The sequence below is a fragment of the Paractinoplanes durhamensis genome, assembly GCF_016862175.1.
Lineage (GTDB): Bacteria > Actinomycetota > Actinomycetes > Mycobacteriales > Micromonosporaceae > Actinoplanes > Actinoplanes durhamensis.
This window is the reverse complement of record NZ_BOML01000050.1, coordinates 226,692-253,662: the sequence shown is the minus strand read 5'-3', so window position 1 is coordinate 253,662 and position 26,971 is coordinate 226,692. Positions and strand designations below refer to the sequence as shown.

Below are 26,971 nucleotides of genomic sequence, written 5' to 3'. Positions count from 1 at the left end.
ATATCTGCTACTCGTAACTCCGTTGCCGGTCGGGCAACCTGACAGGGTTCGCTACGCACGTCACAGCCGAGGAGCCGTGACCATGAAAAAGGCACTATCTTCCCTGTTCGCAGCGGTACTGGCGGGTGCCGTCCTCCTGGCCTGGCCGGGCGCCGCCCGAGCCTCGCTCACTCACCCGCTCGCGGTGACCTTCTCGTTCGACGACGGTGTCGCCGATCAATTGACCGCGCAGACCTTGCTGGAACAGCACAATATGGTCGGCACCTTCTACATCAACTCTGCGCTGATAGGTATGCCGTCCTACATGACTCGTTCAGATCTGGAAAATCTTGCGGCGCACGGTCATGAAATCGGTGGCCACACCGCAACTCACCAAGATCTGCTCACCCTGTCGGCCGGCGAGCGGAACCGGCAGATCTGCCAAGATCGTGACACGCTGTTGTCGTGGGGATTTAACGTAACGTCCTTCGCCTATCCATTCGCCAATCTTGATCCGGGCATCGAAACGACCGTGGCCAATTGCGGTTACAACAGCGCCCGGGCCGTCGGCGACCTGTTCGACGCCACCGACTGCGACGATTGCCCGCCCGCCGAGACGGTGCCGCCGATCGACCCGTACGCGATCCGCACCCCCGACGACGTCGAGGTCACCACCACCCTGGCCGAGTTGCAGGACCTGGTCACCCGGGCCGAGGTGGACGGCGGCTGGCTGCCGTTCAACCTGCACCACGTCTGCGAGACCAGCTGCCCGGCCGAGTCGGTCACGCCCGCCGTCCTCAGCGACTTCCTGACGTGGCTCGAACCGCGCACCGTGGTCGGCACCACGGTCAAGACCGTCCACCAGGTGATCGGCGGCACCGTCGCCGCGGCGGTCGCGCCGACCGCGCCGGGCGAGCCCGGCGCACCGGGCGTCAACACCGTGCAGAACCCGTCGCTGGAGACGGTCAGCCCGTCCGATGCGAACCTGCCGGACTGCTGGCAGTCGGCCGGCTACGGCGACAACACCGCCGTGCAGACCCGGGTGACCGACGCGCACAGCGGCACCTACGCCTCGCAGATCCAGGTCACCGCGCTCAACGACGGTGACGCCAAACTGATCCCGCGGTTCGACCTGGGGGCCTGCTCGTCGCAGGTGGCGCAGGGCCGCACCTACCAGGTGAGCACCTGGTACAAATCCGATGTCCCGGTCTTCTTCACGCTTTATCAGCGCAATGCGCTCGGCCAGTGGAGCTACTGGACGCAGAGCCCGCGGATCGCGCCGTCGGCCGAGTGGCAGCACGCCACCTGGAACACCCCGGAGCCCCCGGCGACCGCGGTGGCGGCCAGCTTCGGCCTCACCATCGACAGCGTCGGCACGCTCGTCACCGACGACTACGGCTTCGCCGACACCCCGCCGGCACCCGCCCCCGACGGGGTCAACGCCCTGGTCAATCCGTCGCTGGAGACACCCGGCGCGGACGGCTACCCGGCCTGCTGGACCGGGGCCGGCTACGGCGAGAACACCCCGGTCTGGACCCGGGTCACCGACGCGGCCGACGGGACGTACGCCCAGAAGCTGGAGCTGACCGCCCGGACCGACGGCGACGCCAAGCTGATCCCCGGCTGGGACAGCGGCAACTGCGCGCCGCTCGTCACGCCCGGCAAGACGCTCACGTTGTCCGTTTCCTATCACGCCACCCAGCCGACGTTCTTCACCCTCTACCGGCAGGACATCGCCGGTAACTGGTCGTGGTGGACGCAGAGCCCGCAGTTCCCGGCCCTGACCAGCTACGGCACCGCCGGCTGGACCACCTCCGCGGTGCCGGCCGGCACCCGTGCGGTGAGCTTCGGCCTCACCCTGGACTCGGTCGGCGAGGTGACCACCGACAACTACAGCCTGATCAGCAACTGAGGTCTTCGGGGAGGCAGCCGCAGGCTGTCTCCCCACCCCCTCGAACCTTTTGAGTCTCCTGTGCGTGATCTGTGACGTGAACCGGAAACGGGTGGCCGGTCTTGACGGTCTGCGCGGGCTCTGCGCCCTCTACGTGATGCTGTTCCACTGCTGGGCGTACACGTTCCGCGGTTTTCCCCGCTATCGCGGGCCCGACTGGCTGAGCTGGCTCGGCTTCGGCCGGCTCTCGGTGGTGCTGTTCCTGGTCCTGTCCGGGTTCTCGCTGGCCCTGGCGGCCGCCCGCAACGACTGGCGGCTGGGCAGCCTGGCCCGGTATGCCCGGCGGCGGGCCTGGCGGATCCTCCCCGCCTACTGGGCGGCGCTGGCGTTCAGCCTGGTCATCGCGTGGACCGTGGTGCGCCAGCCGCACTCCGCGGAGCCGAGCGCCGGGTCGGTGGTGGTCTACACGCTGATGCTGCAGGACCTGTTCGCGGTGCCCACCCCGAACGGCGCGTTCTGGTCGATCGGCGTGGAGGCGCTGCTGTACGGCGTACTCCCGCTGCTCGTGCTCCTGTGCCGCCGGTTCGGCCCGGCCGCGATGCTGGCCGTCGTCACCCTGCCGGTGATCGTCATCGGATTCGTGGTCTTCGACGGCTCACCGCCGCAGGGCGACAACTGGCTCGCCCCGCATCTCGTGCCCGCCTTCGCGGCCGGCGTCGTGGCGGCGGGCGTGGCCGCCGCCGGCGACCGTCTGGGCCGGCTGCCGTGGGCCTGGCTGTCGGTGCTGGCCGCGATCCCGGCCGGAGCACTCATCCTGCATCGGGGCGCGCGCTGGATGGTCAACAACTACTACTGGGTCGATCTGGCGGTCGTCCCGGCGATGACCCTGTTCCTGCTGGCGGTCGTGAGCGGCCGGCCCGCCGGGCTGATCCGGCTGCTCGACTCGGCGCCGCTGCGCCGGCTGGGCGCGATCTCGTACAGTCTCTATCTGATCCACCTGCCGATCGTGGTCGCGATCAGCCAGAAACTGGTGATCCCGCGCCTGGGCCGCGACACCGTCTCGTTCACCGTCACGACCCTGCTCGCCGGCGGCCTTTCGCTGGTCGGGGCGTGGTTCTTCGCCAAGGTCTTCGAGGTGCCGTTCCGCTCCTGGGCGGACGTCCGGGACACGATCCGGCCACCCGCCCCGGTGGTTGCGCCGAACCGGCCGGTACCGACTCCTGCCGGGCGGCACTGAACGTTGCAGGATGGACCCATGGCGATCTTCTACGGCGGGGACTACAACCCCGAGCAGTGGCCGGCCGAGGTGTGGCGCGAGGACGTCGAGCTGATGCGGCGGGCCGGGGTCAACCTGGCGACCGTCGGCGTCTTCTCGTGGGCGCGGATCCAGCCCGACGAGGGTGTCTTCGACTTCGCGTGGCTGGACGAGGTGATCGACCTGCTGCACGCCGGGGGAGTGGCGGTCGACCTGGCCACTGCCACCGCCTCCACCCCGCCGTGGGCGACCGCTCGTTATCCGGCCATCCTGACCACCAACCGGGACGGCGCGACCCGCTGGCCCGGCAGCCGGCAGCACTACGCACCCACCTCACCGGACTACCGGCGGCTCGCGTCCGACCTGGTCCGGGCGATCGTCGAGCGGTACAAGGACCACCCGGCCGTGGTCATGTGGCACATCAACAACGAGCTGGGCTGCCACACCACCTACGACTACTCCGACCAGGCGGCCGGCGCGTTCCGGGACTGGCTGCGGGCCAAGTACGGCGACATCGACGGGCTCAACCGGGCGTGGGGCACGATGTTCTGGTCGCAGCGCTACACCGACTTCGAGCAGATCGTGCCGCCCCGGCTGGCGCCGGCCGCGGTCAACCCGACCGGCCAGCTCGACTTCCGCCGGTTCAGCTCGGACATGCTGCTCGAACTCCTGCGGATGGAGAAGCAGATCATCCGCGGGGCGGGCGCGACCCAGCCGATCACCACGAACATGATGGGCGCGTTCCCGAACGCCGACTACTGGTCCTGGGCCGACGAGCTGGACTTCATCGCCGACGACAGCTACCCCGACCCGCGCGATCCGCTGTCCTTCCGGCAGGCCGCCTTCGCGCGCGACCTGATGCGCTCGCTCAAGCCCGGCACCCCGTGGGTGCTCATGGAGCAGGCGCCCAACCAGGTCAACTGGCGGCCCAACAACGCGGTCAAGGCGCCCGGCCAGATGGCGGCGCTCAGCATGCAGGCGGTCGGCCGCGGCGCCGACGGGGTGCTGTTCTTCCAGTGGCGGCAGGCGGCCCGCGGCTCGGAGAAGTTCCACTCGGCGATGCTGCCGCACGCCGGCCCGGACACCCGGACCTATCGGGAGGTGGCCGAGCTCGGCGCCGCCCTGTCGACGCTGTCGCCGCCGCCGCCCGGGCGCGACGCGAAGGTCGCGATCATCCTCGACTGGAGCTGCCACTGGGCCCTGGACCAGCCCAACCACCCGGCCCGCGTCAACTACCTCAACCAGGTCCAGGGCTGGCACGCGGCCTTCCACGCCCAGAACATCCAGGTCGACATCGCCAGAACCGAAGGGCCATTCGACGGGTACGACCTGGTGGTGGCGCCCAGCCTTTACCTCATGCGCGACGCCACGCCGCTCGTGCGCTACGTCGAGGACGGCGGTTGTCTGCTGACCACGGCCTACACCGATGTGGCCGACGAGAACGACGGCTTCCTGCCCGGCGGCTTCACCCAGCGGCTCGGCGGGGCGCTCGGGCTCACCGTGACCGATTTTGCCGGTGCCCAGGGCGACGAGGCCCGCTACGACGACGGTGCCGGCGAACATCTCCGCGAGGAGCTCCGCCTCGACGGCGCGACGGTGCTGGCGACCTTCGCCGACGGCGCGCCCGCCCTGACCCGCAACGGTCATGGCCGGGGCTCGGCCTGGCACGTGGCCACCCTGCCCGGCGCCGACGCCCGGACCGCGCTGGTCACCCGCCTGGCCGGCGAACTGGGCATCGCCCCGGTGGTGGCCGACCTGCCGCCGAACGTCGAGGCGTGCGCCCGCGGCGGCCTGATCACGATCATCAACCACAATCCGTCCGCGGTGAAGATCGGCGGCGAGGAGCTGGGCCCGTACGCCTATAAGTTGATGTGATGCTCGCCGCCGATGTCACCCGCGCCGTTTCGCTCGCCCATGCCGCCCTGGGGTCCGTCGCCGAGCGGGATTGGCAGGTGCCGGCCGGCGATCTGACGTGGACCTGCTGGGAGACCGTCGAGCACATGAGCGACGATCTCTTCGCCTACACGGCGCAGCTCGCCCCGTCGGCGCCGCCGATCAGCACCCACGTCCCGTTCGGCTGGCAGGTGCGGCGCGACGGCGGCCCGGCCCTGACCGTCTTCGTGGAACCGGCCGACGGGAACGCCGCGCTGCTCCAGGTCTTCGAGGCCTGCGGGGCGATGCTGGCCGCGATCGTCGGCACCGTCCCGCCGGACCGGCTGTCGTTCCACAACTACGGCGCGTCCGACGCGTCCGGGTTCGCCGCCATGGGCGTGGTCGAGGTCCTGGTGCACACCAACGACGTCGCCGCGGCGCTGAAATTCCCCTGGTCACCACCCGACGACCTGTGCGCCGGCGCGCTGCACCGCCTCTTCCCGGACGTCGCCGTCGACGACCCGTGGCCGACCCTGCGGTGGGCCACCGGCCGCGCCACCCTGCCCGGCCGGCCCCGGCGGCGCACCTGGACGTGGGACGGAACGCCCCGGCGCTGACCACGGGTCCGCCGATCGGGCGCTTCGCTTCGGCGCCGGCCTCCAGTACGTTCCACAGTGAGTCACGGATGGGGGAGCCAACTGCTGCCGAGTGAGTGGTCTTTAGTGCCCACTGGCGCTCGTGAGTGTCCGGTCATGGGTCGGCTGGTCGGAAGTGTCGTACTCGCAGCCGATACTGATCATGAAACCGGTGAGGGGGTGATGGGCGTGAAGACGGTGCAGGCGTATCGGTTCGCGCTCGACCTCACCCCCGCCCAGCAGCGGCAGATGCTGGCGCACGCGGGTGCAGCCCGCAAGGCGCATAACTGGGCTCTCGCCCGGGTGAAAGCCGTGATGGATCAGCGAGCCGCGGAACGTTCGTACGGCCTGGCTGGCGACGTGCTGACGCCCGCACTGGGCTGGTCGTTGCCAGCGCTGCGTAAGGCGTGGAACGTCGAGAAGACCATGATTGCGCCGTGGTGGGCGGAGGTGTCGAAGGAGGCGTTCAACACCGGCCTCGACGCGCTGGCCCGTGGGTTGAAGAACTGGTCGGAGTCCCACTCAGGGAAGCGCAAGGGTCGGAAGGTCGGGTTCCCAAGGTTCAAATCCCGGCACCGCACCACGCCCTCGATCCGGTTCACGACCGGCACGATCAGGGTCGAGCCGGATCGTATGCACGTGACCTTGCCGCGTTTGGGCCGGTTGAAGTTGCATGAGTCGGCGCGGAAGTTGGCCCGCCGGTTGGAAGCCGGCACGGCACGGATCATGTCGGCGACCGTCCGGCGTGACGGCGGCCGGTGGCACGTCTCCTTCACCGTCGAAATCGAACGCGCGACTCCCGCAGCCCGGCCCGAGTCGGTGGTTGGCGTCGACGTCGGGATCAAGCACCTGGCCGTGCTGTCCACCGGTGAACTCGTCCCGAACCCGAAGCACCTCGACGCCGCCCAGCAGCGCCTCTGGGCTCTCGGCCGCGCGTTGTCGCGTAAGCAAGGCCCCGACCGGCGCGTTGGCCGGAAGCCGTCGAACCGGTGGAAGTGTGCGTCCGCGAGGCTCGGCCGGGCACACGCCCGGGTGGCGAACCTGCGCCGGGATGGCCTGCACAAACTCACCACCCGCCTCGCCGTCGAGCACGCGACGGTCGTGGTCGAAGACCTGAACGTCGCCGGCATGTTCCGCAACCGGCGGCTCGCGCGCCGGATCGCGGACGCCGGGTTCGGGGAGATCCGCCGGCAGTTGGCGTACAAAACCGAATGGAACGGCGGCCGGCTCATCGTGGCTGACCGCTGGTATCCGTCCAGCAAGACCTGCTCGGGCTGTGGTGCGGTGAAAACCAAACTCGCCCTGCGCGAGCGCACGTACGACTGCACCGAATGCGGCCTCAGCCTGGATCGAGACTTGAACGCCGCGCGCAACCTCGCCGCCCTCGCGGCCGAGGTTTCTACCGCCGGGAGTGGCCCGGTGGCAGGACGTGGAGCCATCCAGAAGACCCTGCTTGCAGGGCGGGAGGCTGTGAAGCGTCAACCCGGCGTCGCCTCGGCGAGTCAGACCGGGACCGCCCAACCGCAAGGTCGGGCAGCCGCATGAGCGCTAAAGAGCATTCAACGGAAACGGGAGATCGAGTGGTGGACGCACCGGCGCCGGCGGTGGAGTACCTCGAGACCGCCGACTTCGAGTGGACCGAGCGGGCATTCGCACTGCTGGAGCGGAACGCTATCGTGATCACACCGCACTTCGTGGACGGCATCATCTCGATCGTCATCTCGGGGAGCTGCCCACGGTGTTCTCATGAGACGGTCGAGCGCTTCGTCGATACCGTGATCACCGGCGTCGACGTCAAGCGCGGGCCGGCCGACGGCGGTGATCCCGGTGACGTGCTGGAGGTCGATGTGACCTGCCGGTGCGGAGTGCCGCACGACCATGCCCCGGAGAACGTCGCCGGCTGTGGCGTCAGCTTTCGTATTGCGCTCGAGGACTCGTGACGGGTCCCCGCCGCTTTCGGCCGGTGCTGCCCGCCCGGGCGCCGGCCGCGTCGGACCTCGCCGAGCGGGACAGATTCACGGAGCTGGCCCGCGAATCGGCCCGGGCCGTGCGGACCAGCGCGGAGGCGTGGCGCAACGGCCTGGCCGCCTTCATCACCCTGGTCACGACCGGCGTGGTCCTCCAGGGCCGTAACTCGGTCGCCACCCTGGCCGTCGGGTGGCGAGTGGCCGCCACCCTGCTCGTCGCGGCCGGCCTCACCGCCGCCGTGGCCGGGCTGTGGCAGGCACTCACCGTGCAGGCCGGCATTCCGGTCGCGATCGCGCTGCCCGAGGTCCGGCGCCGGTTCGGCTCCCTGCAGGCGCTGGAGATCGCCACCGCGGTGCGCGACGCCCGCCGGCTCCGGCTGGCCCGGCGATGGGTCGCGGCCGCGCTCGCCCTGCTGCTGGCCGGCGTCGTGGTGACCTGGTGGGCCCCGGCCGCCCCGGCCAAGCCGCCCGGCTACGTGCGGGTGGAGCACGGCTCGGAGACGACGTGCGGCACGCTCCGATCGGCCGACGGCGGGGTCGTGCGCGTCGCCGTCGCCGGCCGGCACGACCAGGTCGTGATCCCGCTCGCCGCGGTGGCCAACCTGACCGTCGTCGCGGCCTGCCCGCCCGATTGAGCGGGGCCGCGACGTGGAGCTGGACGACCTGACCGAGGCGCTCGCCGAGATCGCCGCGGAGTTCGTCCGCTCCGGCGATCCGGACGTGCTGCTGAGCGGTGACACGCTCGCGCTCGCGCAACGGTCGCTGGAGCTCATCGGCGCGCAGCAGGCGGAGTCCGGCGTGGTCGCGATCGAGCCGGTCTATGTGCTGGCCTGGCTGCACTGGCACCGCTCGCTGGCGGCCGGGGAGCAGGGCGCGGACGACTTCGATCAAGCCTTCGCGCTGTTCGCCGCGCTGTGGCCGGTCGTGCCGGACGCCGTGCCCGACGAGGTGAGGTCGCAGCTCGAGGCGGCGCAACGGCCGAGCGACCGGGCAGCCGATCTGGTCGAGGCCTACGAACGCACCGGGCGACTGGGCCTGCTGAACGAGGCCGTGGATGTCCTCTCCGGGCTCGCCACCGGGGAGCCGCCGCAGACCCTGGTGCTGCTGAACCTCGGGTACGCACTGCGCCTGCGATACGAGCGGACCCGCCGGGCGGACGACCTCCGGGACGCGATCGCGTTCGCCCGCCGCGCCGTGGACGCCCAGGCCGACGCCCCCGCCGAACCCGCGCTGGCGCTGTCGCAGCTGGCCACCGCGCTCAACATCCGATACGACCTGACCGGCGACATCGCGGATCTCGACGAGGCGATCCAGCTGCTCCGGGATGCGCTCGCCGCCTCCGCCGCGGACTCCGCCGATGTTTCGCTGTTCGCCACCAACCTCGGCCTGGCCCTCCTGGACCGGTTCCGGCGAACCGGCCGGCTCGACGACCTGAACGACGCGGTCCAGATCGCGGAGCTGGCCGTCGAGCGGTGCCCGCCGAACGATTCCCACCGCTCCCCGGCGCTGGCCAACCTGGGCGTCGCCCTGCACGCACGCTTCGAGACGACCGGTGACCGGCGGGACCTGACGGCGGCGATCGACGCCGCCGAGCAGGCGGTCGGCCTCCTCGGCGCCGAGGATCCGTACCTTCCGATGCGCCTGGCGAACCTGGCCGTCTGCCTGCATGCCGCATCGAAGTTCGGCGAGCAGGGGCCGATCCTGGACCAGGCGATCCGCCGGGCGCGCCGCGCGGTCGACATGATCTCGGCCGACCATCCGCAGCGACCGGGAATCATGGGATCCCTCGCGAGCATGCTGATGTCCCGATTCGTGGCCGGCCAGGATCGTGCCGACCTGGACGAGTCGGTCCGGCTGAACCGGGAGGCAGTTGACGAAGCCGCCGACGATCGGACCCGGGCCAGATACCTGTCGAACCTGGCCGGAGTGTTGCAGGAGCGCCACCGATGGACCGGCGACGGGCGTGATCTCGATGCGGCCGTCGCCGCCGCCCAGCAGTCGGTCGAGGTGACCAGCGGCGAGGCGGCGGACCGCCGCGGCCGGCTCGCGAGTCTCGGCATCGTGCTCATGCGGCGGTTCCAGCAGTTCGGTGACCGCTCCGATCTCGACGCGGCGATCGCCGCGACCGAACAGGCGGTCGAGGGAATGCCGCTCGCGGCCCCCGAATCCGCCCTGCACCGGACCAATCTTGGGTCCCTCTACATCGAACGCTTCGACCTGACCGCCGACCCGGCCGACCTTGCGCGTGGCGTGCGCAACCATCAGGAGTCGGTGGACCGGACGCCGCCGGGCCATGTCGCGCGGAGCCTCCGCCTGTCGATGTTCAGCCTCGCGCTCGCCCGCCGGGCCGAGTTGACCGGTGACGGCGGTGATTTCGATGCGAGCATCGAGATGGCGCGGACGGCGGTCGACACCGTCGAGCCGGGGATCACCGACGCCCTCGGCGCGCGCGCCAACTACGCGACCGTGTTGCGCCGGCGGTATGTGTGGACGGGACAACGCGCCGACCTCGACGCCGCGATCGCATCGCTGGGAAAGGCCATCGAGGAGTCGCCGTCCGGCCATCCCGAGCGCGCCGTTCTCCGGTCGATCCGGTCCACGTTGCACGGCGACCGGTTCGAGCTTTCCGGGAACCGGTCGGACCTCGACCAGGCGGTGGCCGACAGCCGGGAGAGCTTCACCGCGACTCCGCCCGGCCACTCGGCGTGGGCCGGTCGCGCGGGCAGCCTCGGGGTGATGCTCCGGCTGCGCTTCGCGGTCACCGGGGAACGGGCCGACATCGACGAGGCGGTCGAGTTCTCGCGGGCCGCCGACGCCGCCGCACCCGACGCGACCTGGGACCGGGCCCGCAGCCTGACGAACCTCGGCTCCGCCCTTCGGGCCCGGTACGAGGCCTTCGGCGACCTCGGTGACATCGACGCGGCGATCGAGGTCACCGAGCAGGCCGTCCCGATGTCGGCGGACGGCGCCGCCCGCGCCCGGGTGCTGAGCCACCTCGGGCGAGCGTTGCAGTCCCGACATCGGAAGACCGGGCAGGCCGACGACCTGCGCACGGCCGTCGAATGCCAGCGGAGCGCGGCCGGCATCGTGACGAGCCCCGTCCAGCACCGGATCATCGCGGCCCTGGCCTGGGGGCGGATGGCCTTCGAGGCGGGCGAGCAGGAGTCGGCGCTCGACGGGTTCGCGCTTGCGGTCGATCTCCTGCCGCAGGCGGCCTGGCACGGGCTCGACGAGGTGACCCGGCGGGAGCAACTCGCGGAACTGCAAGGTCTCGCCGCCATCGCCGCGTCCTGCGCGATCGCCGCGGGGCGGCCGGACCGGGCGGTGGAACTGCTGGAGCAGGGCCGTTCGATCATCTGGTCGCACGCGTTGCACCTGCGCAGCGAGCCCGCCCTGCTCGCCGATCGGGCTCCTGAGCTTGCCGAGCGCCTCCGGCGTCTCCGCCACGAACTCGGTGCGGCGCCCCTGGACGACCTGGAGCCGGCCGGTGCCTTCGCCGATCGCCGCCGCCGCGCGGCCCGTGAGCTCGACGATCTGCTGGGGGACATCCGGCGGCTCGACGGCTTCGAACACTTCTTCCGGACCACCCCGCTCGACCAGCTGCGGGTGGCCGCGGCCGAGGGGCCGGTGGTTCTGCTCAACACCAGCGAGCTCGGCTCGCATGCTCTCATCGTCGGGCGGGAGACGGTCGAGGTGGTGCCGCTGCCCGATGCGGCCCCGGCCGAGGCGCTGGCCCGGATCGACGCGTTCCTGACCGTGATCGGGCGCGACGGCGAGCGGCAGCGCGGATTCCTGGCACGGGAGCGCGACCGGCATGCCGTCTTCGATCTGCTCGACTGGCTCTGGACGGCGGTCGCCGAGCCGGTTTTCGGTGCGCTCGGCTGGACCGGCGGTCCGGTGAAGCGTCTGTGGTGGTGCCCGACCGGGCTGTGGACGGTCTTCCCGATCCACGCCGCCGGACGGCATCCGCGGAACCGGAACAGCGATCCGGACCCGGTGCGCACCGTCGCCGGGCGGGCGATCTCCTCCTACACCCCGACGCTGGCCGCCCTCGTTCGCGCTCGGGCCGAGGCCGTCCCGGATGCCATGGCCCGGATGCTGGCGGTCGGGGTGGCGGCGGCGCCCGGCATGCCGGACCTGCCCGCGGTCGATCAGGAACTGGCGGCGGTGCGGCGCTACTTCGCGGAGCCCGAGCATGGCCGGGAGCTCCGTGGGGACGCCGCGACCGGCGCCGCCGTCAAGCAACTCCTGCCGGACTCCCGATGGGTGCATTTCGCCTGCCACGGTCACCAGGACCCGGCCGATCCGTCGCGGAGCGCGCTCTGGCTCGCGGACGGTCCGCTCACCGTCGACGACCTGGTTCGGCTGCGGCACGACCGGGCCGAGTTCGCCTTTCTGTCGGCGTGCCAGACCGCCACCGGCGACATCCGGGTGCTGGACGAGGCGGTGCACCTCGCCGCGGCGTTCCGGCTGCTCGGCTTCCGGCACGTGATCGCCGGCCTGTGGCACATCCGTGACGCGCCCGCGCCGGAGATCGCCGACGCGGTGTACTCGAGACTGACCGTCACCGGCGCCGCCGATGCCGGTCCGGCGGCTCTCGCCCTGCACGAGGCCGTGGCTCAGCTGCGCTCGAAATATCCGGACCGGCCGCTGGTGTGGGCCCCGTACACCCATTCGGGTCCCTGACCGCGGTCAGCGGTTGTCGCCGCTGCCGCCCAGGACGCCGCGGCTCTGCCGGGCGGCCAGCTTGGCGAGGTTGCCGGTCGCGATGTCGTCCAGGGGCAGGTCGAGGTTCCATGGCGGAGAAGTATGGTCAGCCGGTCGGGTCCGGGACGAACGGGATGGCGTCCTCCGACGGGGGTGCGGCGGTCGGGGTCCGGGGGCAGAAGCGGCGGGCCAGGCGGCCCAAGGGCTCGGCGGGGGGCTCGAACTGGGCGCAGGTCACGCCGCCGACGCCGGCCGACGTCCAGGACGTGAAGGTGCCGGTGACCGCGGGGGTGCAGGCGATCGTGAAGGTGGCCGAGATGAGCTCGGCGCCGGTATAGAACAGCGATTCGGTGATGCTGGGGTCGTCCTGGCTGCCGGATATCAGAGAGTAACCGCCGTCGGCCGCCCGGGCCGGGCTGTCCTGGACCTTTTTGCCGGTCTTGGCGCTCAGGGACTTGGCCAGCTGCGGGATCCACTCCGGCGGTGCGGCCAGCTGGGTTACGGCGGGCGTGAACGGCTCGTGGAGGACCTCCTCGCCGCTGCCGAAGTCGTCTTTTGTCCGGAACAACGACACCGCGGTCAGCCGCGACTCGGTGGTGGGCTTCGACCACTGCACGTTGGCGTCGGTGGGGGAACAGCCGGCCGGCACGGTTGCGGGGGCGGATGGCGGCTGTTGCGCGGGGGTGGCTGGGTTGGCGCAGGCGGTGGTTGCCGTGGTGGCCAGGACGATGGCGGCCACTCGGGCAGGCCTGCTGTTGATCATGGCGCCATCATCGCTGACGAACCCGGGGTGGTTTTGACCCGGACCGACCGCCTCGCGCGAGAGGCGCGTTACGGCCGGGTGGCCGTCCCTGCTCGCGCTGGTAGGCGGGTTCGCGCTGGTGCGGTTGTGGGCTGGGCACGGCGTACTCGTATTGGGTTTATGAGTAGTTGTTCAGGAATTGCAGCAGGGGGCTCAGGTCGGCGGGGATCGCGGGGTCGGAGACCTTGACCTGCCATTGTTGGGTGCCGCGGTGGATGGTCAGGTTGTAGTGCATCAGGTCGGCGCCGTGTGTCGGGCCGGTGGAGCGCAGGGTGTGTGGGTCGATCGCGGTTACCAGGCGGGTCAGCTCGGCTGCCTCCGGTGGTGGCAGTTGGGTGGAATCGAGCGTTACGTGGACGGATCGGCCGATGAAGCCGCCGGATCTGAGCAGTTCGACCCGGATGTGTTCGGTCATGAGGGACTGCCTCTCGGGGTCGGAAAATGCGGTTGCCGGTGGCGATAGCTTGGGGGCACACCTTTTTCGGAGGATGGTATGCCCCATCTCAGCGTTCACGTGCTGGAGAGCGACCTGGCCGGGCGTGAGACCGCGCTGATGCAGACGCTGACCGACGCGGTTGTCGCCGTCTATGGCGAATGGGCCCGTGGTCTTGTGGTGGTGCATCTGATCGGTCTGCCGCCGCAGCGGTGGGGGATCGGTGGTGTGCCGGCGTCGGCGCCGTCACCGAGCGTGACGTTCGGCATCAAGGAGGGTGCGTTCCGGCGGCCCGATGCCTCCGAGGTGGTGGCCCGCCTTGTCGCCGGGGTCACCGATGCGATCGTCGACGTCTTCGGGGAACGCGTTCGCGCCGGAGTCTCGGTCGAGCTCGTGGCCACGGTGGCCGGGCGCACCGGCATCGGCGGAGTCGTCGTCACGCCATGAAGCGGCGCCGGCGCAAGAAGTTGCAGCAACTGCTGGTGGAGGCCGCGAGCGGGGAGTCCGCCTCGTGGGTGGCCGCCCTGTTGCGGGCCGGCGCCGATCCGAACCTGGCCAACCGGGACGGCACCACGCCGCTCTATCGGGCCAGTGTGCAGAACCGGGCGGACAACGTGCGGGTGCTGCTCGCGGCGGGGGCGGATCCGAACCTGGAGAGCGGCACCGGCGAGGAAGGGCTGCCGCTGTGCGCGGCCGCCTGCTGGGGGCATGCCGACACGGTGCGTGAGCTGCTGGCGGCCGGGGCGGACCCGGAACGCCGGGAGGATGACGGCCGCGGGCGTAATGCGCACGAATGGTCAGCGCACGCCCCACATGGCGGCGACGTGGCGGGCGTCGGTGCCGCAGCAACCGCCGATCAGTGACAGGGCGGGCAGGCTTTCGCGCAGCGTTTCCTGAACCTGCGCGAGGCCGGCCGGGTCGCCTTCGTCCAACTCCGTGGCGGCGTCCAGCTCCGCGTGGCTGCGGGCCGAGGCGTTCGCGCGGAGGCCCACTATCCGGGCCACCCAGTCGCCTTCGGTCACCCCGGGGGCGATGTGGGTCGGATGGGCGCAGTTGACCATGAAATAGTCCGGGCCCTCGGCGTCCACCGTGGTCACGGCCTCGTGCAGCGGCGTGCCGTCCGGGAGGCGGCCGTCGGTCTCCACCGTGAACGACACGGCCACCGGCAGGCCGGCCGCTCTTGCCGCGCGGACGATGCCGGCCGCCTCGGCCGCGCCGGTCAGGGTGAGCGCGGTGACCAGGTCGGCACCGGCCTCGGCGAACGCGGTGATCTGCGGCGCGTGGTAAGCGGCGGCCTCGTCCGGGTCTGTTTCCTCGCCTGCGACGTAACCGTCGCCGCGTGGGCCGATGCAACCGCTGACCAGCAGCGTTTCCAGGGCGGCGCGGTCGCGCAGGCGCTGCAGCAGGGTCACGCTGTCGCGGTTCACCCGGCGGAGGTCGGCGGCCGACCAGCCCAGCCTGTCACCCCAGTCGGCGCTCGCCCGCCAGGTCGGCGTCTCCAACTGCAGGGCGGCGCCGGCCCGCCGGGCGATGTCGACGTAGTCGCCGTAGTAGCGCAGCAGCAGTTCTCGGCCGCGGTCGTCGTCGACCAGCGGGAACGCGGCGAAATCCGGCAGGTCGACGCCGTGGTGATAGATGAGGTCGGTCTCCAGGCCGCCGTCGGTGACGACCGGGCGACCGTGCATCTGCGGTAGTGGTGTGGTCATACCGTCAGTTTGTAACAGACCGATTAGTCTGGTACAACCGCTTCATGCCCCGAGACGGCAACCCGACACGCGAACGGATCCTGCGCGCCGCCGAGCGCCTGATGACCGATCAGGGTTACAGCGCCACCTCGGTCGACCAGGTGATCGCCGCGGCCGCCAGCTCCAAGGGCGCTTTCTTCCACCACTTCAGTTCCAAGACGGACCTGGCGGTCCACTTGATGCGGCGGTACGTGGCGGGCGACCTAGCCCAGCTCGACGCGGGCCTGACCGCGACCGCGCACCTCACCGACCCGGCCGCCCGGGTCGTGGCGTTCCTGCGCTACTACGAGGACGGCGCCGACCACCTCATGACCGAGCAGTCCGGCTGCCTCTACGCCACCGTGCTCGCCGAGCGCGAGTTCACCGGCAGCGAGATGAACGACGAGATCGCCAGGACCGCCCGGACCTGGCGGGACGCGGTCGCCGGCCTGCTGCGGCCGGCCCTCGGCGGCCGCCGCGACATCGACGTCGAGGCCCTGGCCGACCACCTCTACACCACGTTCGAGGGCGGCTTCATCCTGTGCCGCACCTACGCCGACCCGTCGGCGATGCGCGCCCAGCTCCGGATCCATCGACAGCTCGTCGAGGCGTTGTTAGGATCTTGACCAGTTCCGCGCCCGCTGTGGGCGCGCAGTGAGTCACCGGGGTGAGGCCATGCGTTCGCAGAGCCTCCTTTCGCATGCCCTGATCTGACTTCGACTCACTGCCTTTAAGGACTCTCCCAAAGATGCATCTGCTCGTGCTGGGCGGCACCCGTTTCGTCGGGCGTGCCGTCGTGGACCAGGCGCTGGCCATCGGCGCCGAGGTAACTCTCTTCAACCGGGGGCAGACCGCTCCCGGGCTCTATCCGCAGCTGGAAACCGTGCACGGCGACCGGACCGCCGACCTGTCGGCCCTGGCCGGGCGGCATTTCGACATGGTCGTCGACTGCGCCGGCTACGACCCGGCCGTGGTCGGGTTGTCGGCCGACGCGCTGCGCGACACCGTCGACCGGTATGTCTTCGTGTCGTCCGTCTCGGTCTATGCCGACCAGACCGTTGCGCCCGTCGAGGGGGCCGCGGTGCTGGATGACAACTCCTACGGCGGCCGGAAAGCGGTCTGCGAGCAGGTCGTTCTTGATCGGTACGGCGACCGGGCCCTCGTCGGGCGGCCCGGGCTGATCGTCGGGCCGCACGATCAGACCGAGCGGTTCTCGTACTGGCCGCGGCGTTTCCGGCGGGCCGGTCCGATCCTGGTGCCCGGTGACCCGGGTGATCCGGTGCAGTTCATCGATGTACGGGATCTGGCCGGCTTTCTGGTCGGCGCGACGGCCTCGGGCGTGTTCAACGTGGTCTGCCCGCCGCTGACCATGGCCGCGTTCGTGTCCGCGTGCCAGGCGGCGACCGGCTCCGGCGCTTCCGGCCAGGAGACGGTCTGGGTCTCGACGGCCGAGCTGCTGGCGGCCGGGGTCGACCCGTGGATGGGCGTCCCGATGTGGATCGGCGATCCCGAGTGGACCGCCGCCAATCTGGTCGACAGCCGCCGCGCCCACGCGGCCGGCCTGACCACCCGCCCGGTCGCCGACACGGTCGCCGATGTCGCCGAGTGGGACGCCGGTCGCAGCGAGGTCTGCGAACCTCTCTCGCCCGAGGAGGAGCAGCGACTGCTCGCTGAGCTGAGCTGACCCCGGTGGCCGCCGCTCATTCAGAAGCGGCGGCCACCGGCTGCCGGAGGATCGTCCGGAGCTTCTCCGGTGCGACCTTCCGGGCGTCGCTCAGGTAGATCTCGTGGTGCTTGCCGGTCATCCGGAGCCCGTTGTCGGGGATGAAGCCGTCGTGCATCCGGGCCAGGACCTCGGCCTCGTCGTCGTAGGACCCGACGTGCAGCGTCTGCACACACCGCCCTTCGGAGAGGGTGGCGAGCCGCACCCCGGATCCTTCGACCATCTGCTGGTCGATCCAGTCCGGCACCATGATCATGAGAGTCCAGTCCCAGCGCGACTTGTCGCGGGCCGCGGTAAAGGTGTCCATGTCGTCGGCCCACCACAGGCCTTCCAGGGGCATGACCACGTAATCGCGTCCCAAGGTCCGCTTGCTGGCGAACTTCAGCTTGTAGGCCAGGGGGTAGAGCGCCGCGGTCGCCTCGGCGAAGGCGCCGCCGGTGTTGGGATCGCCGTGCCCGTCGATCATCAGGTACTGCATGTCGGGCACGTCGACGATCTCGAACCGGCCCGGCCGCGCGCGGTAGGCGCCGATCTCCCGCTTGAAGTCGACCTTGGCCGACGCTGACGTCATGGGCCAGCACTCTATCGGTGCATGGTCAGATGACCGGTGGTTCCGGGAGCTCGGCCAGCCAGTACGACGCGGCGGTGCGGAAGTCCTCCTCGACCGGGAGGGATGCGTCGCGGACCGCGCGCTGCCAGGCCAGGGCTCGGGCCACCCGGCTCACCCGGCACGCCAGGGTCACCGAGCGGCGCAGGGTGGCGGCGGGGGCCAGGTCGGTCCAGGGCTCCAGGTATGCGTCGCGCAGGCGGGTCAGCTCGGGGGCGCCGGGCTTCAGGTCGAGGACGTGGCCGGCGAAACCCAGGGCCACCAGCAGCGACGCGAACGGGTGGGCCACGCCGGCGTCGCCCCAGTCGAAGAAGCGGAAGCCGGAACCGGCGGTCGGGAAAACGTTGGCGTCGGTCAGGTCGTCGTGCTGCAGGGTGGCCGGGATGCCGTCGGCGGCCAGCTCGGCGCACCAGTCGGCGAAGGGGACGGCCTCGACGGCGGCCGACTGCCCGGCCGTCAGCGTGATGTCGTCCAGCAGCGACTTCAGGTGGTGGGGCAGCTGCGACGGGCGGACGTCGGGGACGCCCAAGGCCACCATCTCGTCGGCGTGCGGGACGGTGGCGCGCTGCAGCGACGCGTACGCCTGGAGCATGCGGGACCACGTCGGGAGCAGGGGCCAGCCGCCGGGGTCGGCACCGATCTTCTCGCGGAGGGTCTGGCCGGCGTCGGCGGTCAGCAGCCAGCCGCGCTGGTCGACGGCGATCGGGTGCAGGACGGCGTCCGGCTGCCAGTGGGACAGGGCCTCGGCCAGCGGAGCCTCGTAGGCGCAGGCCGGCGTGTTGGCCTTGAACCAGCGGTCGCCGGACTCGGTGGGCACGCGATGGGTCACCGACCACGGACGGACCCGGACCTCCTCGATCCAGCCGGTGGGCCGGGCGTCGAGGTGGGCCTCGATCCAGTCGTGGGCGGTCGCCACCCAATTCGGGTCATGCCAGTCGTTGGCCTTCATCGATCGCCACTTTAGGCTTCAAAGCGGACTTCTTCCTCCGAATTTTCACCACCTACCACAAGGACGACCACCAGATGCAGGCCGTCGTCGCCGGGGAGCACGAGGGTCTCGTACGCGATCTGCAACTCACCCGCCGCCGGATGCCGCCAGCGCAGCACGCCGCTGGCGGCCGGCGGGCCGGTCGGCGAGCGGCCGGCGAAAACCGGGCCCGCGGTGACGATCAACTCCTCGGCGATCTCCGGAGCGGCCGACCCGGCGGTGAGGTCGGCCACGACATCCCAATCGGGGAACGTCATGCGGGCCCGGCGGTCGGTGAAGATGTAGCGATTCAGGTTGGGCGGGGCACCGTCGAGCAGCCCGGTGGCTCCGGCCAGCCGCTGGAAGCCGCTCGTCCAGGCGAGCAGGTCGCCTGGACGGGAGATCAGCACCGCCGCGGCCGGTTCGAGGCGGGACAACACCTCCCGCACGGTCGGGCGTATCTCGAGTGGAGGCGCGGAGTCGTTCCGCCTGGTCAGCCTGTACAGGTGGAGGCGCTCGCTCGCGCTCAACCCCAGCACCGCGGCCAGGGCGCCGAGGACCGGTGCCGGCGGGTCCGGCTCGTCGCCGTCCTCGATACCGGCCAGCCGGGACGCGGTCACCCCGGCGCGGGCCGCCACCTCGGACCGGCTCAACCCGGGAGTGTTGCGGTGAGCGGCAATCGTTTCGCGTCGACTGCGGAGGAACAATCCGAGTTCGCTCTCGGCCACGCTCCGACGCTAACAACACGACGGGCGGTCAGGAACCGGCCAGGCGTTCGGCGAGGCCGGCCTCGAAGACGCGGATCTGAGCGTTGGTGGTGCCGGCGTCCTTGAGTTCGGCGTCGGTGGACATGACGACGCAGAGGACCATCAGGTTGCTGATCCGGAAGACGGTCAGCGGTCCCTGCCGGAAGGCCAGGTCGCCGAGGCCGGCCACCTCGGTCGCCTGGCCCTCGGTGGTCTTGCGCAGCGCGCTGGAGGCGTCGGCCGGGGTGGGCGCCAGCTTGAAGCTGATCCGCAGCACCGTGCGCTCGCCGTGCATCACCACGCAGGTGGTGGCGTCGGTCGTGGTGGTGAAGCCGGTGCCGAGCTGACCGAGCCCGGGCTCGACCGGGGCGCAGGCGGCCGGGGCGGCGTCGAATGTCGACTTCTCGTCGAAGGCGCCCGCGAACCAGGCGATCGCCCCGGCCGCGGCCAGCAGCACGAATGTGCCGACGATCGCCATCACGACGACGACGGTGCGGCGGCTGGGCGGGGCGGAGGGCTGCATCCCGTGGATCTTAGTGCGGCGGCGCCCGGACCCGTTCCCACCAGGGTCGGAAGAAGATCGTAATCGATGTTACCGGCCGATTTCCGGGAGACTGTGGACAGCCGATTGCCGGACATCTATCGTGAGCGATACCACCGATTATCGAAGCGCTTCGACGAATACTTCGAATACCGGCCTGCTCGGTCGCGCGACCTACGCTGAGCAGGTGATTCGCTGTTCCCCCGAACGAGGAGAATCACCCATGCGACGGCGTTTCCTGCCGCTGCTGGCCGCCGCATTACTGGTCGTACCGACCATTCCCGGCGCCGCCCATGCGGACCCGTCCTATCCGTTCCGTGATCCACATCTGACGCTTCAGGCGCGTGTCGACGATCTTGTCGGGCGGCTCACCCTGGACGAGAAGATCTCCCTGCTGCATCAATACCAGCCGGCCATCCCGCGCCTGGGCATCAACCTTTTCAAGGCCGGCACCGAGGCCCTGCACGGCGTCGCCTGGTCGAACGATCTGGACAACGGCGGCGCGGTCGTCCAGGCCGACGGCACCTCCTTCGCCCAGCCGGTCGGGCTGGCCAGCACCTGGGACACCGCGCTGATCGAGCGGGTCGGCTCGGCGGTCGGCGACGAGGCCCGCGGCTTCCACGCCCAGAACCCGCGGGTCTTCGGCCTCAACCTGTGGGCGCCGGTGGTCAACCTGCTGCGCGATCCCCGCTGGGGGCGCAACGAGGAGGGCTACTCGGAGGACCCGCTGCTCACCGGGGCGATCTCCACGGCGTACGGCGAGGGCCTGCAGGGCGGCGAACCCGACCACCTCAAGTCGGCGCCGACGCTGAAGCACTACCTGGCCTACAACAACGAGGCCGGCCGCGACGTCACCTCGTCGAACGTGCCGCCGCGGGTGCTCAACGAGTACGACCGTGCCGCCTTCAAGCCCGCCCTCGAAGCCAACGCCGCGACCGGCGTGATGGCCTCCTACAACCTGGTCAACGGCCGCCCGGCGACCGTCGACCCGGACCTGGCCACGCTCGAGCGGAGCTGGTCGGACTACCCCCTCTTCAACGTCTCGGACGCGTTGGCCCCGACCAACCTGACCGGTTCGCAGAGGTACTACGCCACCCAGGCGGAAGCGAATGCCGCCGTCATCAAGGCCGGCCTGAACAGTTTCACGGTGGACGATGCCAATGGCGCACCCACGGTCACCGCGATCAAGGCCGCCCTCGACCAGGGCCTGCTCACCGTCCACGACATCGACGTGGCGGCCGGTCAGGCCCTGAGCATCCGCTTCCGCCTGGGCGAATTCGATCCGGACGGCGGGCCGTACGCGAAGATCGGCCCGGAGGTCATCAACAGCGCCGCCAACAAGCAGCTCGCGCGGGAGACCGCCGACAAGGCCATGGTGCTGCTGAAGAACGACAACAACGCGCTGCCGCTCAAGCCGGGCGGGAAGGTCGCGGTGGTCGGCCCTCTCGCCGACACCCTTTACACCGATTGGTACGGCGGGAAGCTGCCGTACCAGGTGACGGCCGTCGACGGGATCAGGGAGAAGGCCGGTTCGGTCACGGCGAGCACCGGTTCTGACCGCATTGCGCTGCGGGACACCAAAACCGGCAAGTATCTGGCCGCCGACGATGCGAACCCCGTGACGGTGACCGCCGACAGCGTCGGTGTGAATGCGCAGTTCGACGCGGACGACTGGGGTCAGGGCGTGCTCACGCTCAAGAACGTCGCGAACGGCAAGTACCTCGGCTACAACTGGGGGCCGTTCGTCACCCGGGACGACCAGCCCAACGGCTGGTTCGTGCAGCAACAGTTCAAGCTGGAGCCGCAGGCCGACGGCACGGTCGCGATCCGCTACGCCGGCTACGAGACCCAGGAGGGCTGGTTCGGCCCGAACCGCTACCTGACGATCGGCGCCGACGGCACGGTCGGGCTCGGTTCGCCGGACGTGGCGGGTGCCGCGAAGTTCAGCAAAGAGGTGCTGCGCAGCGGCATCGACGAGGCGGTCGCCGCGGCCAAGGCGGCCGACACCGCCGTGCTGGTGGTGGGCAGCCAGCCGTTCATCAACGGCCGGGAGGCGCACGACCGCACCACGACCGCGCTCGGCGCCGGGCAGGAAGCCCTGGTCAAGGCGGTGCGCGCGGCCAACCCGCACACCATCGTGGTGTTGCAGACCAGCTACCCGGACACCATCGGCTGGGAACAGCAGCACGTGCCCGGGATCGTCTGGACCACGCACGCGGGCGCCGAGACCGGGCACGCGATCGCCGACGTCCTCTACGGCGCCTACAACCCGGCCGGCCGGCTCACCCAGACCTGGTACCGGTCCGACGACCAGCTGCCGGCCGATCTGCTCAACTACGACATCATCTCGTCCGACCAGACCTACCTCTACAGCCGGCAGAAGCCGCTCTACGAGTTCGGGTACGGCCTGTCGTACACGTCCTTCAGGTACGGCAAGCCCAGCGTCGGGCACGGCAAGGTCACGGTCCCGGTCACCAACACCGGCAAGCGTGACGGCGACGAGGTCGTGCAGCTCTACACGCACCAGCGGACCTCGCGCGACAAGACCGCCGTCAAGCAGTTGCGCGCCTTCCAGCGCGTACACCTCAAAGCCGGCCAGACGAAAACCGTGACCCTCCCGCTCAGCCCGGCCGACCTCGAACGCTGGGATCAGACCCGCAGCAGATGGGTGGTCGAATCGTCGGTCTACGACCTCCTGATCGGGGCGTCGTCGAGCGACATCCGGCAGCGCACCACGCTGAAGGTCACCGGCGAGACCATCCCGGCCCGGGACCTGTCGAAGAGCACAAGAGCGGAAACCTTTGACGGGTACGCCCCGGCGGTGCGGCTGCTCGACGAGAGCAAAGCGTCCGGGACCAGCGTCGGCCCGGCCGCGGCCGGTGACTGGATCGCGTTCAAGGATGTCGCCCTGGGTAATCCCGGCACCTTCACCGCACAGGTCGCCGCCTTGACCAACACCACGATTGAGGTACGCCTCGGGTCGCCCACCGGCAAGCTGCTCGGCACCGCCCCGGTGACCGCGACGGGTGACGTCTACCGGTACGCCACGGTCCGCACCCAGCTCGCCAAGGCGAGCGGGCACCAGGACGTCTACCTGGTGTTCGGCGACGCGCTGCGCCTGTCCACATTCTCCATTCGGTGAGAGGGGAACCCGCCCGCCGGCCTGGTCAGCCGGCGGGCGGGTCGCACCGGCCCAGAGGAGCCCGCATGAAGAAGATCCTGCTCGTCCTTGCCCTGGTGATCGCCGGGCTCGTCGTCCCGGCACCGGCCGCACCCGCCGCCCCGAAACACACGGTCACCTACGACAGGTACTCGCTGATGGTCGACGGCGAGCGGGTGTTACTCCAAGCGGCCGAGTTCCACTACTTCCGGCTACCGAGCCCGGATCTGTGGCGCGACATCCTGGAGAAGGAGAAGGCGGCCGGCTTCAACGCGGTCAGCGTCTACTTCTCCTGGGCGTTCCACTCACCGGCCCCCGGGAAGTACGACTTCACCGGCGTCCGTGACGTCGACCGGCTGCTGCGGATCGCCGAGGAGACCGGCCTCTACGTGATCGCGCGGCCCGGCCCGTACATCAATGCCGAGACCACCGGCGGTGGCTTCCCCGCCTGGCTCAAGACCGTGCCCGGCCGCGCGCGGAGCAGCGCGCCCGGCTACACCGCCGCGTACCACGACTGGCTCGCGCACCTCAATCCGATCCTGGCCCGGCACCAGGTCACCCGGGGCGGGTCGGTGCTGCTCTACAACGTCGAGAACGAGTACGCGGTGAACACCGACGCCGTCTACATGCAGGATCTGCAGGACACCGCGCGGGCGGCCGGCATCGACGTGCCGATCACCACCAACAACTGCTGCGACGCCGGCTCCTGGTCGTCGACCTGGGGGAGTGGGCCCGGGGCGGTGCAGATCCCGGGCGTCGACGACTACCCGCAATCCTTCGACTGCGGCAACGCGGCGACGGTGTGGGGGCCGTGGGGCGCCGGGGTGACCGAGAAGGTGCGTGATGACGCGCCGGTCTTCGCGGCCGAATACCAGGCGGGCGCGATCGACCTGAACAACGCCGGTTACGACGCTTGCCGGGACCTGACCGGGGTGCAGTACACGAAGTACTTCCAGAAGGGGAACGTGATCCTCTCCGGGGCGACCGCGTTCAACTACTACATGGGCTTCGGCGGCACCAACTGGGGCTGGCTCGCGCAACCCAACGACGTCTACACCTCCTACGACTACGGCGCGGCGATCGACGAGTCGCGGCAGCTCACCGACAAGTACTTCGAGTACAAGCGGCAGGGCTACTTCCTGCAGGCGGTCCCGCAGCTCACCAAGACCGACGTGTCGGCCGCGCCCGCGGTCGCCGGGCTGGAGACCGCGGCTCGCACCAACCCGGACACCGGGACGCAGTTCGTACTGGTCCGCAACGCCGGGACCACGCCGGTCTCGGCCACCGTCGACCTGGCCGGGCTGGCGCTGCCGGTGGGGCTGGAAGGGCACGGCGCCAAGATCCTGCTGACCGGTTTCGACTTCGGTGCGCAGCACCTCGTGGCGTCCACCTCGGAGCTGCTCACCCAGGCGACCGTCGGCGGCCGCGACGTCGGGATCCTCTACGGGACCGACGGCACCGCCGGTAGCACCGTGTTGAGCTACGCGAGGAAGCCGAGCGTGCGGGTCCTCGACGGGCAGGTCACGTCGAGTTACGACGGTGGGAAGCTGCGGCTCGACTACACGCACCGCGGCCTCGCCCGGGTGCTGATCAGCGGCGGGGGACACCGGCCGCTGCTGCTCCTGCTCGGCACCGACGACACCGCCGCTTCTTTCTGGCGTTACGACACTCCGGCCGGGCCGATTCTGGTGCGCGGCACCGACCTGCTGCGGTCGGCGACCGTCGCGCACGGGACCGTCGCGCTGCGGGCCGACACCGCGGCCGCGGGCGGCTTCGAGGTCCTCGCCGCAGCCAAGGATGTCCTGGTCAACGGCGTGCGCGTGCCGACCCGTACGACATCAAGCGGCACTCTCGAAGGCAGGCTGCCCGGCCCCCGCGGGGTTTCGCTGCCGTCGCTCGACGGCTGGCGGCAGCAGGGCGAGGCGCCCGAGGCGAAGCCGGCCTTCGACGACTCGCGGTGGACGGTCGCCGACAAGAGCACCAGCCTCAGCCCGTTCGTGCCGATGTCGCAGCCGGTGCTGTTCAGCGACGAGTACGGCTTCCACACCGGGAGCGTCTGGTACCGCGGGCACTTCACCGCTACCGGGGGTGAGGCGACCGTGGACCTCAACGCGATCACCGGCAAGCGCGGTGATTACCTGGTGTGGCTGAACGGCCGCTACCTGGGGGCCGCCGCCGGTGGTGTCGAGCTCGACACCGAGGCACCGGTCAACCCGTCGCCGGGCCATGGTGAATTCACCGTCCCGGCCGGGTTGCTCAGGGCCGGCGAGCGGGCCGTGCTGTCCGTTCTCGTCCAGAACATGGGCCACAACGACGACTGGACCGCCGACGACAACCGCTTCCGCCAGCCGCGCGGTCTGGTCGGCGCCCGGATCGGCACGGCCGCGATCGACTGGCGGATCCAGGGCACCGCGAAGATCGACCCGGCCCGCGGCGGCCTCAACAACGGTGGCCTCTACGGCGAGCGGACCGGCTGGTCGCTGCCGGGCTACGCCGACCGCATCTGGCCGAAGGCATCGAAGACCGTGCCCGCCGGAGTCACCTGGCTGCGCGACAACTTCCGGCTCGACCTCCCGGCCGGGCAGGACACCTCCCTGGCCCTGCGCTTCGACGGAGCGACACCGGCCGGTTACCGGGCGATTCTCTACCTGAACGGGTGGAACGTGGGTCAATACGGCACCGCGATCGGGCCGCAGACCGACTTCGTCCTGCCGACCGGCGTGCTGCACGCCAACGGCACGAACACCCTGGCCGTGGCGGTGATCGCCGAGCAGCCGTCGACCGTCGCGACCCCGCACCTCGTGGTCAAGGGGAGCCAGCGGGGCGGGGTGCCGGTGCGGGACGTTCCGGCATCGGATCGGCCCTGATCTTGCCGGTCGTTAGGATCGGCGAACAAGGACGCATCATGGAACGCGAACGGGACACCTGGGGAGGATCAGTGCCGACGATCAACGACGTCGCCCGGGCCGCCGGGGTGTCGCCGAGCACGGTGTCGTACGTGCTGAGCGGCCGTCGTCCGATCTCGGCGCAGACCCGGGCCCGGGTCCAGGCCGCCATCGCCGAGCTCGGGTTCCACCCGCACGCCGGCGCCCGGGCCCTGGCCAGCAGCAAGACCAACGTGCTGGCGCTGGTGGTGCCGCTGCGGGTGGACGTCAACGTGCCGGTCATCATGCAGTTCGCGACGGCGGTGGTCACCGCGGCCCGCACCCACAACCACGACGTGCTGCTGCTGACCAAGGACGAGGGCACCAGCGGACTGGAGCGGGTCGCGCACAGCACGATGGTCGATGCGCTGATCGTGATGGACGTGGAGAAGGACGACGTCCGGATCCCGGCGCTGCGCCGGCTCAAACAGCCGACGGTGCTGATCGGGCTGCCCGGCGACCCGGCCGGCATCGTCTGCGTCGACCTCGACTTCGCGGCCGCGGCGGCCGAGACCCTGCGGCATCTGGCCTGGCACGGGCATCGCAAGATCGCCCTGGTCGGGCCGTCGCCGTCGGTCTACCGCCGCGGCACCAGCTACGCCGAGCGGTTCCTGGCCGGCTTCACCGAGGCATCGGCCGAGCTCGGCCTGGAGACGATGACCCACCCGTGCGAGCCGGGGCAGGCCGGGGTGCGCGAGTGCCTGGCCGACATCGACGCCGAGTTGCCCGGTGTCACCGCCCTGGTGGTGCACAACGAGGAGGCCCTCCGGCCCTTGCTCGACCAGCTGCGGTCGGCCGGGCGCCGGATCCCGGAGGACATCTCGGTGGTGGCGGTCTGCCCGCGCGACGTCGCGCTCGGCATGCCGATCCCGCTGACCTCGGTCGACATCCCGTCGCACGACGTCGGCGGGCTGGCCGTGGAGACCGTGATGAAGCTGCTCGATGGGCGGCACACCGAGTCGGTCCGGCTGCTGCCGCCGACTCTGGTCGAGCGGGAGAGCTGCGCGTCGCCCGCTTCCTGACCGCCGTTGTGAAATC

General features: G+C 70.7%; 22 protein-coding genes. 15 read left to right on the top strand and 7 right to left on the bottom strand.

Translation table 11 applies throughout. The features are described from left to right. The first annotated feature begins 82 nt into the window (after window positions 1-82). From Adu01nite_RS31255 to Adu01nite_RS31220, 8 genes are all read left to right on the top strand, one after another. On the top strand, window positions 83-1,891 hold the full coding sequence (locus tag Adu01nite_RS31255; protein WP_203732106.1) for a polysaccharide deacetylase family protein: 1,809 nt from the start codon (window positions 83-85) through the stop codon (window positions 1,889-1,891). Window positions 1,892-1,955: 64 nt separating this feature from the next. Next, a complete protein-coding gene (locus Adu01nite_RS31250) occupies window positions 1,956-3,107 on the top strand; it encodes an acyltransferase family protein (protein WP_203732104.1) in 1,152 nt (383 codons plus the stop codon). An 18-nt stretch (window positions 3,108-3,125) separates the two neighbouring features. Continuing rightward, window positions 3,126-5,000, top strand: coding sequence for a beta-galactosidase (locus Adu01nite_RS31245; RefSeq protein WP_203732102.1), 1,875 nt, complete (start codon window positions 3,126-3,128; stop codon window positions 4,998-5,000). Beyond that, a complete protein-coding gene (locus Adu01nite_RS31240; RefSeq protein WP_203732100.1) occupies window positions 5,000-5,614 on the top strand; it encodes a hypothetical protein in 615 nt (204 codons plus the stop codon). The genes Adu01nite_RS31245 and Adu01nite_RS31240 overlap by 1 nt, the downstream gene beginning before the upstream one ends. Window positions 5,615-5,821: 207 nt before the next feature. Next, complete coding sequence (gene tnpB / locus Adu01nite_RS31235) at window positions 5,822-7,177, top strand: IS607 family element RNA-guided endonuclease TnpB (protein WP_379135102.1); 1,356 nt, start codon at window positions 5,822-5,824, stop codon at window positions 7,175-7,177. Next, window positions 7,174-7,572, top strand: a complete 399-nt coding sequence (locus tag Adu01nite_RS31230; RefSeq protein WP_203732098.1) for a hypothetical protein — start codon at window positions 7,174-7,176, stop codon at window positions 7,570-7,572. The genes tnpB and Adu01nite_RS31230 overlap by 4 nt, the downstream gene beginning before the upstream one ends. Further along, window positions 7,569-8,234, top strand: a complete 666-nt coding sequence (locus tag Adu01nite_RS31225; RefSeq protein WP_203732096.1) for a hypothetical protein — start codon at window positions 7,569-7,571, stop codon at window positions 8,232-8,234. The genes Adu01nite_RS31230 and Adu01nite_RS31225 overlap by 4 nt, the downstream gene beginning before the upstream one ends. A gap of 13 nt (window positions 8,235-8,247) precedes the next feature. After that, window positions 8,248-12,285 carry a CHAT domain-containing protein gene (locus Adu01nite_RS31220; protein WP_203732093.1) on the top strand — a complete coding sequence of 1,346 codons (4,038 nt, stop codon included), beginning with the start codon at window positions 8,248-8,250 and terminating at the stop codon, window positions 12,283-12,285. Window positions 12,286-12,412: 127 nt separating this feature from the next. Here the strand turns inward: Adu01nite_RS31220 and Adu01nite_RS31215 are convergent, their stop codons facing one another. Further along, window positions 12,413-13,069: a hypothetical protein gene (locus Adu01nite_RS31215; RefSeq protein WP_203732091.1), complete on the bottom strand. Its 657-nt coding sequence runs from the start codon at window positions 13,067-13,069 to the stop codon at window positions 12,413-12,415. A gap of 157 nt (window positions 13,070-13,226) precedes the next feature. Further along, window positions 13,227-13,523, bottom strand: a complete 297-nt coding sequence (locus Adu01nite_RS31210; RefSeq protein ID WP_203732090.1) for a protealysin inhibitor emfourin — start codon at window positions 13,521-13,523, stop codon at window positions 13,227-13,229. Between the two features lie 78 nt (window positions 13,524-13,601). On the opposite strand from Adu01nite_RS31210, the gene Adu01nite_RS31205 reads away from it, so the two are divergent. Together Adu01nite_RS31205 and Adu01nite_RS31200 are read left to right on the top strand one after the other, a co-directional pair. Next, a complete protein-coding gene (locus Adu01nite_RS31205) occupies window positions 13,602-13,988 on the top strand; it encodes a tautomerase family protein (RefSeq protein WP_203732088.1) in 387 nt (128 codons plus the stop codon). Next, window positions 13,985-14,404: an ankyrin repeat domain-containing protein gene (locus Adu01nite_RS31200; protein ID WP_203732086.1), complete on the top strand. Its 420-nt coding sequence runs from the start codon at window positions 13,985-13,987 to the stop codon at window positions 14,402-14,404. Before Adu01nite_RS31205 ends, Adu01nite_RS31200 begins: the two co-directional genes overlap by 4 nt. Here the strand turns inward: Adu01nite_RS31200 and Adu01nite_RS31195 are convergent. After that, window positions 14,339-15,247: a homocysteine S-methyltransferase family protein gene (locus Adu01nite_RS31195; RefSeq protein WP_239132823.1), complete on the bottom strand. Its 909-nt coding sequence runs from the start codon at window positions 15,245-15,247 to the stop codon at window positions 14,339-14,341. The genes Adu01nite_RS31200 and Adu01nite_RS31195 overlap by 66 nt on opposite strands. Before the next feature lie 44 nt (window positions 15,248-15,291). Here Adu01nite_RS31195 and Adu01nite_RS31190 point away from each other — a divergent pair, with 44 nt between their 5' ends. Further along, a complete protein-coding gene (locus tag Adu01nite_RS31190; protein WP_203732084.1) occupies window positions 15,292-15,891 on the top strand; it encodes a TetR/AcrR family transcriptional regulator in 600 nt (199 codons plus the stop codon). Between the two features lie 122 nt (window positions 15,892-16,013). Continuing rightward, window positions 16,014-16,949: an NAD-dependent epimerase/dehydratase family protein gene (locus Adu01nite_RS31185; protein WP_203732082.1), complete on the top strand. Its 936-nt coding sequence runs from the start codon at window positions 16,014-16,016 to the stop codon at window positions 16,947-16,949. Window positions 16,950-16,965: 16 nt separating this feature from the next. On the opposite strand, the gene Adu01nite_RS31180 is transcribed toward Adu01nite_RS31185, so the two are convergent. The 4 genes from Adu01nite_RS31180 to Adu01nite_RS31165 are packed head-to-tail and all read right to left on the bottom strand — an operon-like array spanning window position 16,966 to window position 19,831. Then, entirely contained in the window at window positions 16,966-17,559 is a 594-nt protein-coding gene (locus Adu01nite_RS31180; protein WP_203732081.1) for a GyrI-like domain-containing protein, read from the bottom strand. A gap of 25 nt (window positions 17,560-17,584) precedes the next feature. Beyond that, window positions 17,585-18,544, bottom strand: coding sequence for a phosphotransferase family protein (locus Adu01nite_RS31175; protein WP_203732079.1), 960 nt, complete (start codon window positions 18,542-18,544; stop codon window positions 17,585-17,587). A gap of 11 nt (window positions 18,545-18,555) precedes the next feature. Beyond that, a complete protein-coding gene (locus Adu01nite_RS31170) occupies window positions 18,556-19,290 on the bottom strand; it encodes a helix-turn-helix transcriptional regulator (RefSeq protein ID WP_203732077.1) in 735 nt (244 codons plus the stop codon). 28 nt (window positions 19,291-19,318) lie between these two features. Further along, the gene (locus Adu01nite_RS31165) at window positions 19,319-19,831 is read right to left on the bottom strand and encodes a hypothetical protein (protein WP_203732075.1); all 513 of its coding nucleotides are present in this window, start codon (window positions 19,829-19,831) and stop codon (window positions 19,319-19,321) included. A 241-nt stretch (window positions 19,832-20,072) separates the two neighbouring features. Between Adu01nite_RS31165 and Adu01nite_RS31160 the strand changes: the two genes are divergently transcribed. From Adu01nite_RS31160 to Adu01nite_RS31150, 3 genes are all read left to right on the top strand, one after another. After that, window positions 20,073-22,991, top strand: a complete 2,919-nt coding sequence (locus Adu01nite_RS31160) for a glycoside hydrolase family 3 protein (protein ID WP_203732073.1) — start codon at window positions 20,073-20,075, stop codon at window positions 22,989-22,991. Between the two features lie 65 nt (window positions 22,992-23,056). Continuing rightward, window positions 23,057-25,876 carry a beta-galactosidase gene (locus Adu01nite_RS31155; protein WP_203732071.1) on the top strand — a complete coding sequence of 940 codons (2,820 nt, stop codon included), beginning with the start codon at window positions 23,057-23,059 and terminating at the stop codon, window positions 25,874-25,876. Between the two features lie 71 nt (window positions 25,877-25,947). Further along, window positions 25,948-26,955, top strand: coding sequence for a LacI family DNA-binding transcriptional regulator (locus Adu01nite_RS31150; RefSeq protein WP_203732187.1), 1,008 nt, complete (start codon window positions 25,948-25,950; stop codon window positions 26,953-26,955). Window positions 26,956-26,971: the final 16 nt, after the last annotated feature.